This is a genomic window from Nocardiopsis sediminis (assembly GCF_042650565.1).
Classification (GTDB): Bacteria; Actinomycetota; Actinomycetes; order Streptosporangiales; family Streptosporangiaceae; genus Nocardiopsis_B; species Nocardiopsis_B sediminis.
Map to the genome: position 1 here is coordinate 523,472 of NZ_JBHSBH010000015.1, position 16,308 is coordinate 539,779.

Here is a 16,308-nt window from a genome sequence, read left to right on the forward strand (position 1 = left end):
CCCTCCCCCGGTCGGTGCGGGCGTCGGCTCGCGGGGCCACCCTCCCCGTCCCGGGGCCGGCGGTCAAGTCCGGGTGCGCGCCGCGAGCAGCCGCTCGACCCGGGCTGCCGCCTCGGCGAGGCGCGCCACGGGGACCGAGCCCTTTTCCACCCCTTCGAGCACCCGGTCGCGCACGGCGGTGAACATCGCCTCGTCGTCCACGGCCGCCGTATAGGGGTTGCCCAGGCACAGCAGGTCGGCGCCTGCCGCGAGCGCGGCCACCGCCCCCCGCGCGGCGCCCTCGATCACGGTGGCGGCCCCGGTGTGGCGGGCCAGCCCGCGCATGTCCAGGGCGTCGGTGAGGGCCACCCCGCCGAAGCCCAGCTCGTCGCGGAGCAGCGCGTAGGCGCGCGGGGACACGCTGGCCGGCGCGGAGTCGAGCGCGGGGATGCGGATGTGGCCGGCCATCACCATGTCGACGCCGGCGTCGACGGCCGCGGCGAAGGGCACCAGCTCGCGTGCGCGCAGGGTCGCGGTGCCGATGTCGATGACGGGCAGGTCGATGTGGGAGTCGGTGCGGGTGTCGCCGTGCCCGGGGAAGTGCTTGGCGGCCGAGGCCACGCCCGCCGCGCGCAGGCCGGCGATGAAGGCGGCGCCGTGGGCGGCGACGTCCGCGGGCACGGCGCCGAAGGCCCGCGGCCCGATCACCGGGTTGGCGGGGTCGACGTTGACGTCCACGACCGGCGCGATGGCGGCGTCGATGCCCGCCGCCCGCAGGTCGCGGCCCATGGCCTCGGCGGTGTCGCGGGTGCGCGCGAGGTCGCCGGCCGCCCCCAGTTCGCCGTGCGCGGGGTAGGGCGAGCCGGTGGCGGCGTGCAGCCGGGTGACGCGGCCGCCCTCTTCGTCGGAGGCCACGAGCAGGTCCGGGCGCAGAGCGTGCAGCCGCGCGGAGAGCCCCGCCGGGTCGTCGGCGAGGTTGGGGGCGAAGTACAGCACCGAGCCCAGGCCGTCGTCGGCGATGGCGCGCTCCAGCCACGGCGGGACGCCGGTCCCGCGGAAGCCGGGCATGAGCACGGTGTGCGCCATGCGCCGGACGGCGGGGTCGCGCCGCGCCGCGCTCACCCCTTCACCGCCCCGTGGACCAGCCCCGAGACCAGCCCGCGCTGCACGAGCAGGAAGAACACCATGACCGGCAGGGTGATGATCGTGGACGCCGCCATGACCGAGGGCCAGTCGGTGGTGTACTGGCCGTAGAACTGGCGCAGGCCCACCGCCACGGTGTACTTCTCGCCCTCGTTCAGGAAGGTCAGGGCGAGGATGAACTCGTTCCACGCCGTGATGAACGAGAAGATGCCGGTGGCCACCAGGCCCGGCGCCGTCAGCGGCAGCAGCACCGACCAGAACATCCGCGGCCAGGACGCGCCGTCGATGTAGGCGGCCTCCTCGACCTCCTGGGGGATGGCCGCGACGAACCCGCGCAGCATCCACACGGCGAACGGCAGCGCCAGCGCGATGTAGACGATGCTCAGGCCCAGCAGCGTGTTGAGCATCTGGAGGTCGCGCACCTGGAGGAACAGCGGGATGACCAGCGCCTCCAGCGGGACCATCTGCACGATGAGCAGCATCACCAGCATCGTGGTGCGCAGCCGGAACCGGAACCGGGCCACCGCCACCGCCGCGAGCAGCGCCACCAGGCTGCTGCCCACCACGGTCACCAGCGCCACCACCAGCGAATTGCCCAGGTAGGTGAGGAACCCGGCCTCGACCAGGACGTAGCGGAAGTTCTCCAGGGTCACCGACGCGGGCAGCAGCGACTCGCTGCCGGTGGTGGTCTCGCCGGAGAACGCGGTGACGAGCATGAAGTAGGCGGGGAACAGCGTGAACACGAGCACCCCGGCGACCGCCGCCGCCCGGGCCAGCGCCGCCGGGCGCCACCGGCGCCCCCCGCCCCGTCGCGGAGCGGCCGGGGACGGGGCCGCGGCCGGGGCCCGCTCGGTCGCCGGCGTCGCGCTCACTTGAGCTCCTCATCGCGGAACAGGGCCCGCAGGTAGACGATGGTGATGGCGATGAGCATGAGGGTCAGCAGGACCGCGATGGCCGACCCCATCCCGTACTCCTGGCGCCCGAAGGAGCGCACGTAGGACCACACGCCGAAGTTGAGCAGGTCCGGGTTGGACCCCGACCCGCCGGGCATCAGGTAGACCTGCGCGAACACCTTGAAGTCCCAGATGGTCGACAGGATGGTGACCACGGCGAACACCGGGCGCAGGGTCGGCACCGTGACGTTCCAGAACCGGTGCCAGGCGCCCGCGCCGTCGATCATCGCGGCCTCGTAGAGTTCCCGGGGCACCGTGAGCAGCCCCGCGAGGACCGTCACGGTCACGAAGGGGAACCCGTGGTGGATGACGTTGAGCGCCACGATCCCGTAGAACGGCAGCCGCTCGGTGAACCAGTTGAACCCCTCGGGCCCGATCGCACCGAGGGCCTGGAGCCCCTCGCGGACGATGCCGCGGTCGACGTCGAAGATCCACACCCACACGTAGGTCCCGGTGACGGCGGGCATCGCCCAGGCGACCAGGATGCACCCGGCCACCGCGGCCCGCGTCAGCGGCCGGAGCGTGCGCAGCAGCAGCGCGACCAGCGTGCCGAACACGACCGTGCCGCCGACCGCCACGACCGCGAAGAACACGGTGTTGGGCAGCGCGACCCGCCACAGGTAGCCGTCGGCGAACAGCCGGGCATAGTTGTCGAGCCCCGTGTAGTTCGATTCGCCGGAGACGACGTTGCGCAGCCCGTAGTCCTGGAACGACAGCAGGACGACCCGCAACAGCGGGTACAGCAGCAGGACGCCGATGACCAGCAGCGCCGGGGCCAGCAGCACCCACGGAAGCAGCCGGCGGCGCCCGGCCGCGGTGAGGCGGCGACGGCGGGTGGGCGGGCGGCCGGCCACCGGAGTGGCCGGCCGCGTGAGAACGGAACCGCTCACGTGCTAGGTGTCCTCGTTCAGGATCGACTCGATGTCCTCGGCCGCGGTCGTGGTGGCGTCGTCGACCGAGGCCCTTTCGTTCAGGATGGCCTGCACCATGGTCTGCACCACCATCTCGCCCTGGACGCGGCCGTAGTTCTGGCTGGCCGGGACGCCCTTGCCGGCCTCGCTCATCTGCACCGCGAACGGCTGCACCAGCGGGTCGTCGGACTCGGTATAGGGCTGGATCTGCTCCTGGCGGCCGGGGAAGTAGGTGGTCTCCTCCGACCAGCGGGCGGCGTTCTCGGTGCTGGTGAGGGTCTCCAGGTAGCTCCACGCGAGGTCTTCGTCCGGGGTCCCGGTGAACACCGCCAGGTGCGAGCCGCCGAGGAACGAGGGGCTGTAGCCGCCGTCGGGCCCGGGGATCGGGACGGCGGCGATGTTGCCCTCAAGGTCCGGCGCCTCCTCGAGGATCGCCTTGGGGGTCCAGCTCCCGGCGATCGTCATGGCGACGTTGCCGGCGATGAACTCCTCTTGGAGGTTGGTCTCCTTCCAGGTGGTCGCGCCCGTCGAGGAGACGTCGTCCTCCAGCGCGAGGTCGGTGTAGAAGGAGATGCCCTCGCGCGCCTCGGCGCTGTCGAGCCCGGAGGTCCAGGTGCCGTCGGCGCCCTGCTCGGCGATCTCGCCGCCGGCGCCCCACACGAACGGCAGCACCGAGTACTCGGCGTCGCCCGCCACGGGGAACGCGATCAGGTCGTCGCGCTCCTCGGAGATGGTGACGGCCGCGTCGCGCAGCTCCTCCCAGGTGGTGGGCGGTTCGAGGCCGAGCTCCTCGAACACGTCGGTGCGGTAGAGGATCGACCGCACCCCGGCGTACCAGGGCAGGCCGTACAGGGCGCCGTCGACGGTGCCGGCCTCGGCGAGCCCGGCGGCGTAGGCCTCGGTGTCGCCCACGCGCTCGGTGAGGTCGACCAGCCCGCCGGCGTCGGCGAACTCCGGCGTCCAGGTGGTGCCGACTTCGGCGACGTCGGGCGCGGTGCCGCCGGCCATGGCGGTCACGAACCGCTCATGGGCGTCGGCCCACGGCACGAACTCGACGTTGACGTCCACCCCGGTCTCCTGGGTGAACTGCTCGCCGATGTCGTCGAAGTACGCCGTGGCGTCGGGGTTGGTGCCCTCCATGATCCAGACTTCGAGGGCGTCGCCCTCGCCGGCGCCGCTGCCACAGGAGGTGGCGACCAGAGTAAGGGTCGCGACCAGCGCGGCGACGGGCAGGGGCTGCGTGCGTGCCATCGGCGTTCTCCCGTCCATTCACGATCCCCGGGGGGTAGGTAAGAAACTTACGCAAAAACCGGTTGACTGTGAAGTAAACCGCAGCAGTGTCCTGCGGATCGCCGCGATTCCGCCGCCGACCGTCACGCTACCGATGCGCGAGGTCGCCGTCAGAAGGCACACGGCATCGATTTGATTCCGTTCACAAAGTTCGAGAGCAGGCGCTCGGGCGAGGCCGTGGAGCGGATCCCGGGCACCCGCCGGTGGAGCTCGCGGAACATCACCCGGATCTCGCGGCGGGCCAGGTGCGCGCCCAGGCAGAAGTGCGGGCCGGGCCCGCCGAACCCCAGGTGCGGGTTGGGGCTGCGGGTGATGTCGAAGGCGCCGGGATCGGCGAAGACGGCTTCGTCGCGGTTGGCGGAGGCGTAGTACAGCACGGCCTTGTCCCCGGCGCGGTAGTGGTGGCCGTTCATCACGTGGTCGCGGGTGAGGGTGCGCCGCATCCAGATCACCGGCGAGGAGTGGCGGACGATCTCCTCGACCGCGGTGCCGGCGTGCGCCTCGAAGTCCGACCACCATAGGTCGCGCTGTTCGGGGTGGCGGGTCAGCAGCTCCAGGCCGTGGCTGATGGCGTTGCGCGTGGTCTCGCTCCCGGCGACCGTCAGCAGGATGAAGAACGACCCCAGTTCGCGGTCGGTGAGCGACTCGCCGTCGAGGTCGGCGGCGACCAGCGCGGAGGTGAGGTCGGCGGTGGGGGCCGCCCGCCGCTCAGCGGCGAGCTCGCCCAGCAGCGCGGCGAGGTCGCCGCCCGCCGTGAGCAGCCGGGTGAGCGCGGCGTCGATGTCGTGGCCGAGGTAGTCGGGGTCGCTGCCGGCCAGGATCACCGACGCGTTCTCGAAGACCATGGCGCGCCGGTCGGCGGGGACGCCCATCATCTCGCAGATGACGTCGAGCGGGAGCCGGGCCGCGACCTCGGCGACGAAGTCGCAGGGCCCGGTGCGCACGAGGTCGTCGACGATCTGCTCGGCCAGCCGCTGGACGTCGTCTTCGAGCTTGGCCAGCATGCGGGGGGTGAAGCCGCGGGACACGATCCGGCGCAGCCGCGCGTGGCGGGGGTCGTCGAGCCCGATCATCGAGCCGAAGAACTCGCCGAACTCCTCGGGCATGTCGGGGATGGAGATCGCGGTGGGGCGGGAGGAGAACACCTGCGGGGTGCGGCTGGCCTCCACCACGTCGGCGTGGCGGACCAGGGCGTGGAAGCCCGGGCCCGCGGGGATCGGGCCGATGTCGGCCTCGGCGAAGAACACCGGCGGTCGGCGGCGCAGCCGGGCGAAGGCCGCGTGACGCTCCTGGGGCGGCCGGGCCCAGAACGCGGTGTCGGCGAGGTCGATGCCGGCGAGGTCATCGGCGTCGCCGGCGCCGGCGGGTGTGGAGGCGGCCATGAGGGGAGCCCCTTCCGTCGCGTGGGTGCTGCCCCTCCACTCTTTACAGGTACGTCGGACAGGTCAAGGAAGCGGTCACGGTCTGTGGATACGGCGTCACGTTCTCAGTCGGCCAGCCCCGTGGCGATGCGCAGCGTGACGATCAGCTCCGCCGGCTTGTAGACCGCCGTGCCGATGGCGGCGCAGAACGCCGCGAGCATGTGCACCCGGACCATGGGGTCGCCGTTGGTGTAGTGCTCGGCGATCTCCTCCTCGCCCACGGAGTACGCCTCCCACGCCGTGACCACCGCGAACTCCACCTCCGGCGGGAGCAGGTCGGCGACCGCGGCGGCCACGGCCTCGCGGGAGTCGGCGGGCTTCCACACCACCCCGGTCTCCTGCACGCGGCGGGTCAGGAAGGAGGCGAAGACCTTCAGCTCGGAGGCGACCGGGTCGATGTCGCCGCCGATCGCGTCGGCCTCATGGGCGAGGGCGTCGGCGTCCTTGCGCACATAGGCGTCGACGAGCGAGATGGCGCGCTGCTTGACGTGCTCGTTGTCTGCGGTTCCAGGCATGCCCCCATCATGCCCGGGGTGGGGCGCGACCGGCGATCGGATTGCGGCCGCGCCCCGGGTCGATTCAGCCGAAGTCGGGGCGCAGGGGCATATGGGAGTCGGTGCCGTCGAGCTTGACCCCGAGGATCTGGTGGAGCTGGACGACGTTCATCTCGAACCCGAGCACGCAGCCGGCCATGTAGAGCCGCCACACGCGGGCGGTCCCCTCGCCGACCTCGGCGACCGCGGCGTCCCAGTTGGCGTCGAGGTTGGCGCACCAGTGCCGGAGGGTCAGCGCGTAGTGCTCGCGCAGGTTCTCCTGGTGGCGGATCTCGAAGCCCGCGTCGTTCATCTCGGTCTGGATGCGGCCGGGGCCCTCCAGCTCGCCGTCGGGGAAGACGTAGCGGTAGATGACCCCGCGCGGGTTGAGCGGCGGCAGGTCGTTGCGCGGCCGGGTGATGCAGTGGTTGAGGAGTCTGCCGCCCGGCTTGAGCTTGGCGTGCAGCCCGCTGAAGTAGCCGGCCAGGTTGCGCGCCCCGATGTGCTCTGTCAGCCCGATGGAGCTGATCCGGTCGTAGATGCCGTCGGGGACGTCGCGGTAGTCCATGTGCCGGACCTCGGCGAGGCCGGTCAGCCCCTCCTGGGCGATGCGCTTGCTCGCCCATTCCGCCTGCTCCTTGGAGAGCGTGACCCCGAGGGCCTTGACGCCGTACTCGCGTGCGGCGTGGCGGACCATCCCGCCCCACCCGCAGCCGACGTCCAGCAGCCGCATGCCCGGGCGCAGGTCGAGCTTGCGGGCGATCAGGTCGTACTTGTCGGCCTGGGCCTGCTCCAGGTCGGTGTCCTGCTCGGCGAAGACCGCGCAGGTGTAGGTCATCGACGGCCCCAGGACCATCTCGTAGAAGGCGTTGGAGACGTCGTAGTGGTGGTGGATCGCCTCGGCGTCGCGCCCCTTGGAGTGGCGTGTTCCCAGGCCCAGCATCCGGCCGCGGCGCACCTCCTGCGGGGGCGGCGGGACGCGGTTGACGAACTTCACCCAGCCGATGCCCTTGGCGATGCGGGCGAGGTCCAGGGCGGAGGGCCGCACCCTGTCGCCCAGGGCGAACTGCGACATCGCCTTGAGCGCGGTGTACATGTCGCCTTCGAGGTCGATGTGCCCGGAGACGTAGGCCCGGGTCAGCCCCATCTCGTTGGGCGACTGGGCCAAATAGTTGAGCGCCACGGGGGTCCGGACGACGATCGTGGTGTCGCTGCCCGGATCCCCTGCGGTGCTCCCGTCATAGGCGCGGAACCGAACGGGGGCGTCGCTGCCGACGACGCGTTCGAAGATCTCCGCTAGCCGCATGGTCGTTCCCTTCTCGCCGCACGTCGCCCACTGCCCCGGTGGGCCGGCGTGTCACCTGTTGCCAACGCATTTGGCGTAAAGGTCGAGGAGCCGCCCCTGGGGGTCGTAGGCGTGCTTGAGCCGCCGGTAGCCCTCGCCGTTGTACAGCCGCCAGAACTCCTCCTCCGTGTAGAAGGCGTCGGAGTACAGCGACTTGTGGCCCTCCAGCCGGGAGACCTCCTCCTCGACCAGCCGGTTGTGGTGGGCCCTCCGCTGCCCCGGGACCATGGGGACCCGGCCCCAGAACCCGAAGTTCACGTAGAGCCGGTCCTGCTCCAGCGGGTAGAGCGGCCACACGTGGCCCGCTCCCGGCTCGCCCTTCTCGCGCAGCCGCAGCGGGCACATCCACACCGGGCTCATCCGGATCTCGGAGTGGAAGAAGTCGAGGAACTCCGCCCCCCGGTCGACGCCGACCTCGATGTCCTGGATGAGCGGTTCCTGCTGGGGGCGGCCCCGGTAGTGGTCGAGCAGCCGGCTGAAATCGGTGCGGCGGTCCAGCGCGACGAGCTTGCGGTAGACGTCGGAGCGCTTCAGGGAGCGGGGCCACAGGCGGCGCACCGCGGGGTGCTGCACGCCGAAGGCGCTCGAGCACCAGAACCAGTCGGTGTCCCAGCGCCACAGGTAGTCGTGGATCGTCAGGTAGTCGCCCGGGCCGGTGCCCGCGTAGCGGGGGATCGACCGGTAGTAGACGTCGTTGCCCGTGTAGTCGCTGGTCCAGGGGGCGGAGTCGACGAAGGAGGCCAGGGTGACGTACAGCTCGCCGGGCCCGAACGCGACGCCGTCGACGAAGTCCACCCGCTCCCCATCGTGCTCGCCGTCGGCGCAGATCCGGGAGAAGGCGTCCATGGCCTCGACGCCGGAGCCGAAGCGCAGGTGGCGCAGGTGCACGTAGGGCGTGACCGGCTCCAGTTCGATGCGCAGCCGCAGGCTGTAGCCAAGGGTGCCGTAGGAGTTGGGGAACCCGTGGAAGAGGTCGCTGTGCTCGTTGTCGCGGCGGGCCACGACGGTCTCGCCGGAGCCGGTGAGGATCTCGATCTCCTGAACGGACTCGTGCGGCAGCCCGTTGCGGAAGGAGGAGGACTCGATGCCCAGCCCGGTGACGGCGCCGCCGAGGGTGATGGTGCGCAGCTGGGGCACCACCAGCGGCATCAGGCCGTGCGCCAGCGTGGCGGCGACCAGGTCCTCATAGGTGGTCATGCCGCCGACCTCGGCGACCCGTTCGACGGGGTCGACCGCCAGCACCGACGCGAACGCGCTCACGTCCAGCCGGGGGGCGCCGGAGGGCTCGCGGAACCGGAACAGGTTGGAGGTCGGTTTGGCCAGGCGCACCGGGGCGTCCGCGGGAAGCGCGGCGTAGTCCCGCCGCAGCCGCTGGACGGCCCCGACGTGCTCGGCGAAGTCTCGCTGGGAAGGCTGACGGCTCACGTTCACCCGCATCTCACCCGCTCCGGCGCCGTGGCGCCATCGTTCGTCCCGCCGGCCCGGACCCCACCGGGCACGGCCGTCGCACAGCCTATTCCTACTTGCCGGTAATACCCACCGGCGCATCCCCGTTTCGGGTGTTCCGCATATCACCCGGCCGGGCGGGAATCCCGTCCGTGCACGCGGCGGGTCCCATTCTCGTCCCGACACGGCCGGGTAGCCATGGCTTTTCGCGGCGCAAACCGGCATAGGATCGGCTGACGTGCGCATAGCCCTCGTCGACTCCGGGATCGGGATGCTGTCCACCGCCGCGGCGCTGCGCGCCGCGCGCCCCGACGCCGACCTGATCCTGTCCATGGACCCCGACCACATGCCGTGGGGTCCCCGCGCCCCCGAGGACGTCATCGGGCGCGCCCTGGCCGGGGCCAGGGCCGCAGCCGCCACCCGCGGGCCCGGTGTCGACGCCGTCGTGGTGCCCTGCAACACCGCCTCCGTCCACGGCCTCACCGCGCTGCGCGCGGAGTTCGAGCCGGCGATCCCGGTCGTCGGCACGGTCCCCCCCATCAAGCCGGCGGCGGCCGGCGGCGGGCCGGTCGCGGTGTGGTCCACCGCCGCCACCACCCGCAGCCGCTACCAGCGCGACCTGGTCGAACGCTTCGCCCCGGACGTCGCGGTGGCCCAGGTCGCCTGTGTGGGCATGGCCGAGGCCGTGGAGTCGGCCGATCCCGGCGCCGTCGCCGCGGCGGTCGCCTATGCGGTGGAGCGCACCCCCGCCGATGTGACGGCGGTGGTCCTGGGCTGCACCCACTACGACCTGATCGGCGACGAGATCTCGGCCGCTCTGGGCCACCGCGCGGAACTGTTCACTGCCGCCGGCGCGGTGGCCGCGCAGGCGCTGCGCCGGATGGGCATCGACCCGGCCCCGGGCCTGGCGCGGACCGGCACACTGACGGTCCTGGCCAGCGGCCGCCCCGCCGACCTGCCCAAAGCCGCACTCACCTACCCCGCGGGCACCGCCCTGCTCTAGCCGGAACGGCACCGGCACGCTCCCAGCCGTTGGCGCACTAGTGCACCCGCGCGGGTTCGGGCGTGATCAGGGCGGCGTCGGTGAGGGTGCGGACCAGGGTCCGCACCCCGGCGGTGTCGTTGTCGTAGAGCAGCGTCTCCAGCAGCGACAGCGCCGCCTTCTGGTCGCCGGGCATCCGGCGCACGTGCCGCCACTGCGGCTCGGCGGCGACGTCGGTGAGCATCAGCGTGCGGCCCACCTGGCCCAGCGCGTTGAGCAGCGAGGCGTCGTCGGGCCGGTACGGCAGCGCGGCGACCACGAGGTCGGCCTGCCGTTCGGGGTCGACCTGTTCGGGCGGCTCGGTGCGCAGGAGCGCGAGGAGGTCGGCCGCCGGGACCGGGAGGACCACCGGCGGCACCGCCCGCACCGCCGCGCGGGCCTCGGCGAGGTCGCCCGCGGGGTCGTCGACCCGGCGGACCCGGGTCAGCGCGCGCTCGGCGCGCAGCACGGCGCTCTCGGCCACCCAGCGGGCGCCGCGGGCGGCGGCCAGCCGGGCCGCGCTCAGCGAGATCTCCAGGCAGGGCCGGTGCGCGCCGACGCGTTCGCAGTAGCGCGACCAGGTGGTCAGCGTGACGCCGAGCCGCCAGTCGTTGCGCAGCGCCCCCTGCGCGGCCAGGTGCTCGGCCGCCTCGACCCAGGCCGGGCGCAGCGCGGGGTGGGCGTCGGCGTCGCGCAGGTCGGGCAGGGCGTCGACGGCGTCGACGACCGGGCACCGCCCCGTGCGGGAGAGCCAGGCGAGCAGCCGGGCGCGCTCGGCGCGGATCCGGCGCAGCGCCGCCGAGCGGACCGGGCCGGAGGGCCAGGGCGCCGTTCCGGCGGCCTCGATCCGGCCGAGCGCGTCGAGCGCATCGGCGTGGCGGTCCTGGTGCCGCAGGGCGCGCACGTAGCCGAAGGCGTAGTCGATGCCCACCCGGCCGCCGGCGGCGCGGACGTCGGCGGCGCGGGCGTCGAGTTCGGCCACGGCTTCGTCGGGACGGTCGTCGTCGACGAGGGTGTCGGCGTGGGCGAGTGCGAGGGCGGGAAACGCCGGGTGGCCGGGGCGCGTGTGCGCCCGGGCAATGGTCAGCAGGGCGGCGCGGTCGACGACGTAGCCGGGGCCGTCGATCGTGGCGTAGCAGGCGAGCGCGTTCTCGGCCGCGCACACCGCGGGCGGGCATCCGGCGTGGCCGGAATCGGGGTGGGCGTTGTCGAGCTGGGCCAGCGCATCGGGGAGCGCGATGGTCCCCTCGGCGCGGTCGCCCACCCGCGCGGCCACGGGCCAGTGGTCGAGGAAGGCCGGCAGCCAGGGCGGGGTTCCGGCGTCGCGGGCCGCGCGGCGGGCGATCGGGAGCAGGGTGGCGATGCGGGCGGCGTCGCCGTCGGCGGCGAGCTGAGGCAGGCGCGCGACGGCGTCGGCGAGCTCGGCGTGCCCGCATTCGCGCAGGTCCCGGGTTGTCTCGGCCAGCCACGTCCACACACTCATCAGCTATCCCCCTCGTCGGTGCGCACTGAAAGTAGCAGAGCGATCACTCTGGCGTGACCGAAATCCGAAAAGTCCCGTGTCCGCGCGGGCCGATAGACTTGTTTCAGGGGGACCGGCACACGTTCACGACCACGATCCGAGACGGCACGGGCGCGGCGGCACCGGTCGGCACTGACGGGAGCACGACACCTATGGGATGGAGAGACCGGTTCGGCCTGCGCAAGGCCAAGCGGCGCGGCAAGGCGCGCTTCGACCGCGCGGCCGAGGACTCCGACCTCAAGGCCCTTATCGACTTCACCAAGAGCAGGATCGGCGTGGAGTTCTTCGTCGAACCCGAGACCTTCGCCACCAGCACCACCGCGGTCGCCGTGGCCACCGACGGCGAGTGGATCCGGCGCCGGGTGGGCTCGCCCGACGTCATCCGCCGGGTCGCCCGCGACCTCCGGGCGCCGGTGTACGACGTCCAGATCGTGGGCTACCCCAAGCGCATGCGCGAATGGACCGCGCGCAACAAGCGTGGCCTGTCCCTCGACGACTGAGGGTGCTTCCCGCTCGGCCGCCGGTCTCCTCGAGGCGGCGCCCCTCGTCGCGGCTTACCTTCGTGCCCCCCGACCGGCTATACAGTCGCAATGACGCATTGAACGCAACGGGAGCGCTACCGCCCCGATGGCGAACAAACCGAGGACACGGGCGGAAGGGAAGTCGCGACCTCGTATGAGCGCGCCCAGCAGGAACGGCATGCCGGCATGGCTCCCCAAGGCGATGTTGCTCGCCGTGTGGACGGTGATCGCCTTCGGCGTGGCCGGGTGGCTGTTCCTCCAGCTGCGCAGCCTGCTCGTGCTCCTGCTGATCTCCCTGTTCCTGGCGCTGGCCCTGGAGCCGGCCGTCAACTGGCTGAACCAGCACCGGTGGCCGCGGGGCGTGGCCACCGGCACGGTGATGCTCACCGGGCTGGCCATCGTGGTGCTGTTCTTCTCGGTGCTGGGCTCGATGCTGGTCGGCCAGGTGCTGGAGTTCGTCAACCAGGTGCCGGCCATGAGCCGGGGGCTGCTGAGCTGGGTGAACTCAACGTTCCACACCCAGTTCTCCCCCAACACCCTGCTGAGCGAGATCACCGACGCCACGGGTCTGATCGACCAGTACGCCTCCAGCGTCGCCGAGAACGCCTGGGGTGCCGGGACCACCCTGCTTGTGCTGCTGTTCAACGGGCTGACCGTCGCGTTGTTCACCTACTACCTGACCGCCGACGGCCCGCGGTTCCGCCGCACCATCTGCTCGGTGCTGCCGCCCCGGACCCAGCGCGAGGTGCTGCGCGCCTGGGAGATCGCGATCAGCAAGACCGGCGGCTACATCTACTCGCGCGCCCTGCTGGCCCTCATCGCGACCGTGGCGCACTACGTGGCGCTGGCGGTTCTGGACGTCCACTACGCCTTCGCGCTGGCCCTGTGGGTGGGCGTGCTCTCGCAGTTCATCCCCACCGTAGGGACCTACATCGGCGGGGCGCTACCGGTCCTGGTGGCGCTCATGCAGGGCCCCTGGCCGGCCGTGTGGATGCTCATCTTCATCACGCTCTACCAGCAGTTCGAGAACTACCTGCTCCAGCCGCGCATCACCGCCCGCACCCTGGACATGCACCCGGCGGTGGCGTTCGGGTCGGTCATCGCCGGCGCGGCGATCCTCAACGCGCCCGGCGCCCTGCTGGCCCTGCCGGTGGGCGCGAGCCTCCAGGCGTTCCTGAGCGTCTACATCCGCCGCTACAAGGTGGCCGAGCACCCGCTGCTCGACGCCGCCGATGACGACGCCCTGCACCGCGAATCGCACGGTGCGCACACCGGCGCCGCCGGCCCGCCCGCCGCGCCCCCGGCGGACCCCGCTCCCCCGGCGGAGCCGCCGGGCCCCGCCGATCCGGCGCCCGCCACCGACGGACGGTGAGCCCCGGTTCCCTGGGAGGCGGGAGGGCAACCTACCCCACGCGGACGGCGGGTGGGAAGGTGCCGGAGGGCCCTGCGTACGGCGCGTTCGCGTTTTTGGCCATTGATGACGACAGTTTGTAGGAACTCCTTCGGCGAACCGGTTCCCTAACAGGGGGTCGCCATCGCATACTCGCCTGGGAGGGGGACTAAGGATGAAGCAGGATCTCACCGCTCTCTGCTGCGAGTGCGGCGCGAGCCGCAAGGTCAGCGCCTATCGCGGCGTGGGCGAGGCGCAATCGGCCTACGGGCTGGCGCGGTGCGTGGTGTGGCGGATGTGCCGCCCCTGCGGCCAGCGCACCTACCACGCCTACCTGCGCGCCGACCGCGACCGCGACGAGCTGGAGGACGCGCTCAAGCTCGACGACGCCCTGGCCTCCGAAGCCCTTGACGAGGAGATCGAGCAGCTGCGGCTGTGCGGGATCGACATCGGCCACGCACCGGTCCCCGCGGTCTGGGACGGCCAGCCCGTGGGCATGGTCACCCAGCGCCTCACCGACCACTCCTACGCGATCGTGCTCGACCCCGGTGCGTCGGTGGTGGCGCGGCTCAAGCTCATCGACCTGATGTGGAACGAGCTCTCGATCGGCGACCACGACGACCGCTGGTACATCCAGCCGTCGGACGACGACTCCCCCGGCTACGCGGTCCGGCTGTTCGGCTACCGGGTGCGCCGCTGAGCCGGCGCCCGACCCGTTCCTCTGGCCACGCTCCTCTAGCTCAAGCGCTCTCGGCCACGGCTCACCCCGCCACCGGCTCAGCCGGCGGTTCCGCGGAGGCCGACGCCGCGAGCCGGCGCAGCGCGGCTCGCGCGGTCTCGGGGTCGGTGGTGGCCCAGTAGGGCGGCAGCGACGACCGCAGGAACCCCCCGTAGCGGGCGGTGGCCAGCCGGGGATCGAGCACCGCGACCACACCGCGGTCGTCCATCGACCGCAGCAGCCGCCCCGTGCCCTGCGCCAAGAGCAGCGCCGCGTGCGTGGCCGCCACCGCCATGAAGCCGTTGCCGCCGTGCGCCCCCACCGCGCGCTGCCGCGCCGAGGCCAGGGGGTCGTCGGGCCGCGGAAACGGGATGCGGTCGACGATGACCAGCTGGAGCGAGGGCCCCGGGACGTCGACCCCCTGCCATAGCGACAGCGTGCCGAACAGGCACGCGGACTGGTCGTCGGTGAACTCGCCGACCAGCCGCCCGGTGGAGTCGTCGCCCTGGCACAGGATGGGCAGGTCGAGGCGGTCGCGCAGCTCCTCGGTGGCCTGGGTGGCGGCCCGCATGGACGAGAACAGGCCCAGCGTGCGCCCGCCGGCGGCCTCGATGAGCCCGGCGATCTCATCGAGGTAGCGGGGGTCGAGGCCGTCGCGGCCGGGGGTGGGCAGGTGCTTGGCGACGTAGAGGATGCCGCTGCGCGCGTGGTCGAACGGGGATCCGACGTCGAGGGCGCGCCAGCGGGGCTCGCCGTCGGAGGTGGGGTCGTCCTCGGTCTGCCCGGTGGTCTCGCGGCCCAGGCCCCACTGCACCGCCAGCGAGGTGAAGGAGCCGCCCAGCGACAGGGTGGCCGAGGTCAGCACCGCAGTGCGGTCGCCGAACAGCTTCTCGCGCAGCAGCCCGCCCACCCCCAGCGGGGCGACGTGCAGCGACGGCGGCTGCTTGGGCCCCTTGGCCAGCCACACGACATCGCGGCGGTCGCGCAGCGCCGGTTCGAACGACTCCAGGACGCGCACGGCGGTGTCGTGGACCTCTTCGAGCGCGGCCACGGCCAGCTTGCGGCCGGTGGCGGAGTCGGGATCGGCCTCGCCGCCACCGGTGGACTTCACGGCGGTGAGGCAGGCGTGGGCGGAGTCGCGGACCGCCGCGACCGCGGTGGCCAGGGGGTCGGGCAGGTGGTCGATGCGGCCGGGGTCGGCGTCGGTGAACATCAGCGCCAGGCCCTCGCCGGCCTCGGAGAGGCGTTCGGTCAGCCCGGCCTCGCACAGCCGCGAGGCGCGCTTGGCGGCGATGCCCACCGGGCGCTCGCCCAGCACCCCCGTGGCCACCGAGGTGACCCGGTCGACGAGCTCGTGGGCTTCGTCGACGACGAGGGTGCGGTGCTCGGGCAGCAGCTGGTAGCCCTGGAGCGCGCCGATGGCCAGCATGGCGTGGTTGGTGACGACGATGTCGGCCCCGCCGGAGTCGGCGCGCGCCAGCTCGGCGAAGCACTCCTGGCCGAAGGCGCACGCCGATGCGCCCACGCACTCGTTCGCCGAGACCGACACCTGCCGCCAGGCGAGGTCGCTCACCCCGGGGACGAGTTCGTCGCGGTCGCCCGTGACGGTGTCGTCGGCCCACTCGTGCAGCCGTTTGACCTGGCGCCCCAGTGAGGACAGCTGGCGGGGGTCGAACAGCTCGGCCTCATCGGGTTCGGAGTCGCCGGCGGTCTGCAACCGGTGGCGGCACAGGTAGTTGCGCCGCCCCTTGAGGATGGCGAACGTGGGTTCGCGGCCGAGCAGCGGCCCCAGCGCCGCGGCCAGCCGCGGGAGGTCGCGGTCGATGAGCTGGCGCTGGAGGGCGATGGTGGCGGTGGAGACCACCACGGTGGTGTCCTCGGCCATGGCATGGCGGATGGCGGGGACCAGGTAGGCCAGCGATTTTCCGGTGCCGGTGCCCGCCTGCACGACGAGGTGCTCGCTGTCGCGGACGGCGGAATCGACCGCGTGGGCCATGGCGTGCTGGCCGTCGCGCCGGGCTCCGCCCAGGGCGCGGACGGCGGTGTCCAGCAGGGTGTCGACGTCGGGGAGTTCAGCCACGGATGCGACAGTACCGCTCCGTGACGACGGGTGCG

Annotated in this window: 14 protein-coding genes; 4 read left to right on the forward strand and 10 right to left on the reverse strand. The window is 72.6% G+C overall.

Annotated features, from left to right (window positions below; all coding sequences use genetic code 11):
- Positions 1–63: 63 nt before the first annotated feature.
- The 8 genes from ACFOVU_RS24830 to ACFOVU_RS24865 form a co-directional block, all read right to left on the reverse strand.
- Positions 64–1,101: a glycoside hydrolase family 3 N-terminal domain-containing protein gene (locus ACFOVU_RS24830; protein WP_378537440.1), complete on the reverse strand. Its 1,038-nt coding sequence runs from the start codon at positions 1,099–1,101 to the stop codon at positions 64–66.
- Positions 1,098–1,994 (reverse strand): carbohydrate ABC transporter permease, encoded by an 897-nt coding sequence (locus ACFOVU_RS24835; RefSeq protein ID WP_378537441.1) that lies wholly within the window; start codon positions 1,992–1,994, stop codon positions 1,098–1,100. Before ACFOVU_RS24835 ends, ACFOVU_RS24830 begins: the two co-directional genes overlap by 4 nt.
- Positions 1,991–2,965 (reverse strand): carbohydrate ABC transporter permease, encoded by a 975-nt coding sequence (locus tag ACFOVU_RS24840; protein WP_378537443.1) that lies wholly within the window; start codon positions 2,963–2,965, stop codon positions 1,991–1,993. Before ACFOVU_RS24840 ends, ACFOVU_RS24835 begins: the two co-directional genes overlap by 4 nt.
- A gap of 3 nt (positions 2,966–2,968) precedes the next feature.
- Entirely contained in the window at positions 2,969–4,237 is a 1,269-nt protein-coding gene (locus ACFOVU_RS24845; RefSeq protein ID WP_378537445.1) for a sugar ABC transporter substrate-binding protein, read from the reverse strand.
- 149 nt (positions 4,238–4,386) lie between these two features.
- On the reverse strand, positions 4,387–5,658 hold the full coding sequence (locus ACFOVU_RS24850) for a cytochrome P450 (RefSeq protein ID WP_378537447.1): 1,272 nt from the start codon (positions 5,656–5,658) through the stop codon (positions 4,387–4,389).
- Between the two features lie 104 nt (positions 5,659–5,762).
- The gene (locus tag ACFOVU_RS24855) at positions 5,763–6,212 is read right to left on the reverse strand and encodes a hypothetical protein (protein ID WP_378537449.1); all 450 of its coding nucleotides are present in this window, start codon (positions 6,210–6,212) and stop codon (positions 5,763–5,765) included.
- Between the two features lie 64 nt (positions 6,213–6,276).
- Entirely contained in the window at positions 6,277–7,536 is a 1,260-nt protein-coding gene (locus tag ACFOVU_RS24860; RefSeq protein WP_378537450.1) for a class I SAM-dependent methyltransferase, read from the reverse strand.
- 51 nt (positions 7,537–7,587) lie between these two features.
- On the reverse strand, positions 7,588–9,012 hold the full coding sequence (locus ACFOVU_RS24865) for an FAD-binding oxidoreductase (protein WP_378537452.1): 1,425 nt from the start codon (positions 9,010–9,012) through the stop codon (positions 7,588–7,590).
- 247 nt (positions 9,013–9,259) lie between these two features.
- Here ACFOVU_RS24865 and ACFOVU_RS24870 point away from each other — a divergent pair, with 247 nt between their 5' ends.
- Entirely contained in the window at positions 9,260–10,024 is a 765-nt protein-coding gene (locus ACFOVU_RS24870) for a glutamate racemase (protein ID WP_378537454.1), read from the forward strand.
- A 37-nt stretch (positions 10,025–10,061) separates the two neighbouring features.
- Here ACFOVU_RS24870 and ACFOVU_RS24875 read toward each other — a convergent pair whose 3' ends face one another.
- Positions 10,062–11,525 (reverse strand): hypothetical protein, encoded by a 1,464-nt coding sequence (locus ACFOVU_RS24875; RefSeq protein WP_378537456.1) that lies wholly within the window; start codon positions 11,523–11,525, stop codon positions 10,062–10,064.
- A 191-nt stretch (positions 11,526–11,716) separates the two neighbouring features.
- Between ACFOVU_RS24875 and ACFOVU_RS24880 the strand changes: the two genes are divergently transcribed.
- The 3 genes from ACFOVU_RS24880 (at position 11,717) to ACFOVU_RS24890 (ending at position 14,175) form a co-directional block, all read left to right on the forward strand.
- A complete protein-coding gene (locus ACFOVU_RS24880) occupies positions 11,717–12,064 on the forward strand; it encodes a hypothetical protein (protein ID WP_378537458.1) in 348 nt (115 codons plus the stop codon).
- A gap of 199 nt (positions 12,065–12,263) precedes the next feature.
- The gene (locus ACFOVU_RS24885; RefSeq protein ID WP_378537459.1) at positions 12,264–13,457 is read left to right on the forward strand and encodes an AI-2E family transporter; all 1,194 of its coding nucleotides are present in this window, start codon (positions 12,264–12,266) and stop codon (positions 13,455–13,457) included.
- Positions 13,458–13,650: 193 nt separating this feature from the next.
- Positions 13,651–14,175, forward strand: a complete 525-nt coding sequence (locus tag ACFOVU_RS24890) for a DUF6315 family protein (protein ID WP_378537461.1) — start codon at positions 13,651–13,653, stop codon at positions 14,173–14,175.
- Between the two features lie 61 nt (positions 14,176–14,236).
- On the opposite strand, the gene ACFOVU_RS24895 is transcribed toward ACFOVU_RS24890, so the two are convergent.
- Positions 14,237–16,273 carry an ATP-dependent DNA helicase gene (locus ACFOVU_RS24895; protein WP_378537463.1) on the reverse strand — a complete coding sequence of 679 codons (2,037 nt, stop codon included), beginning with the start codon at positions 16,271–16,273 and terminating at the stop codon, positions 14,237–14,239.
- Between the last annotated feature and the right edge of the window lie 35 nt (positions 16,274–16,308).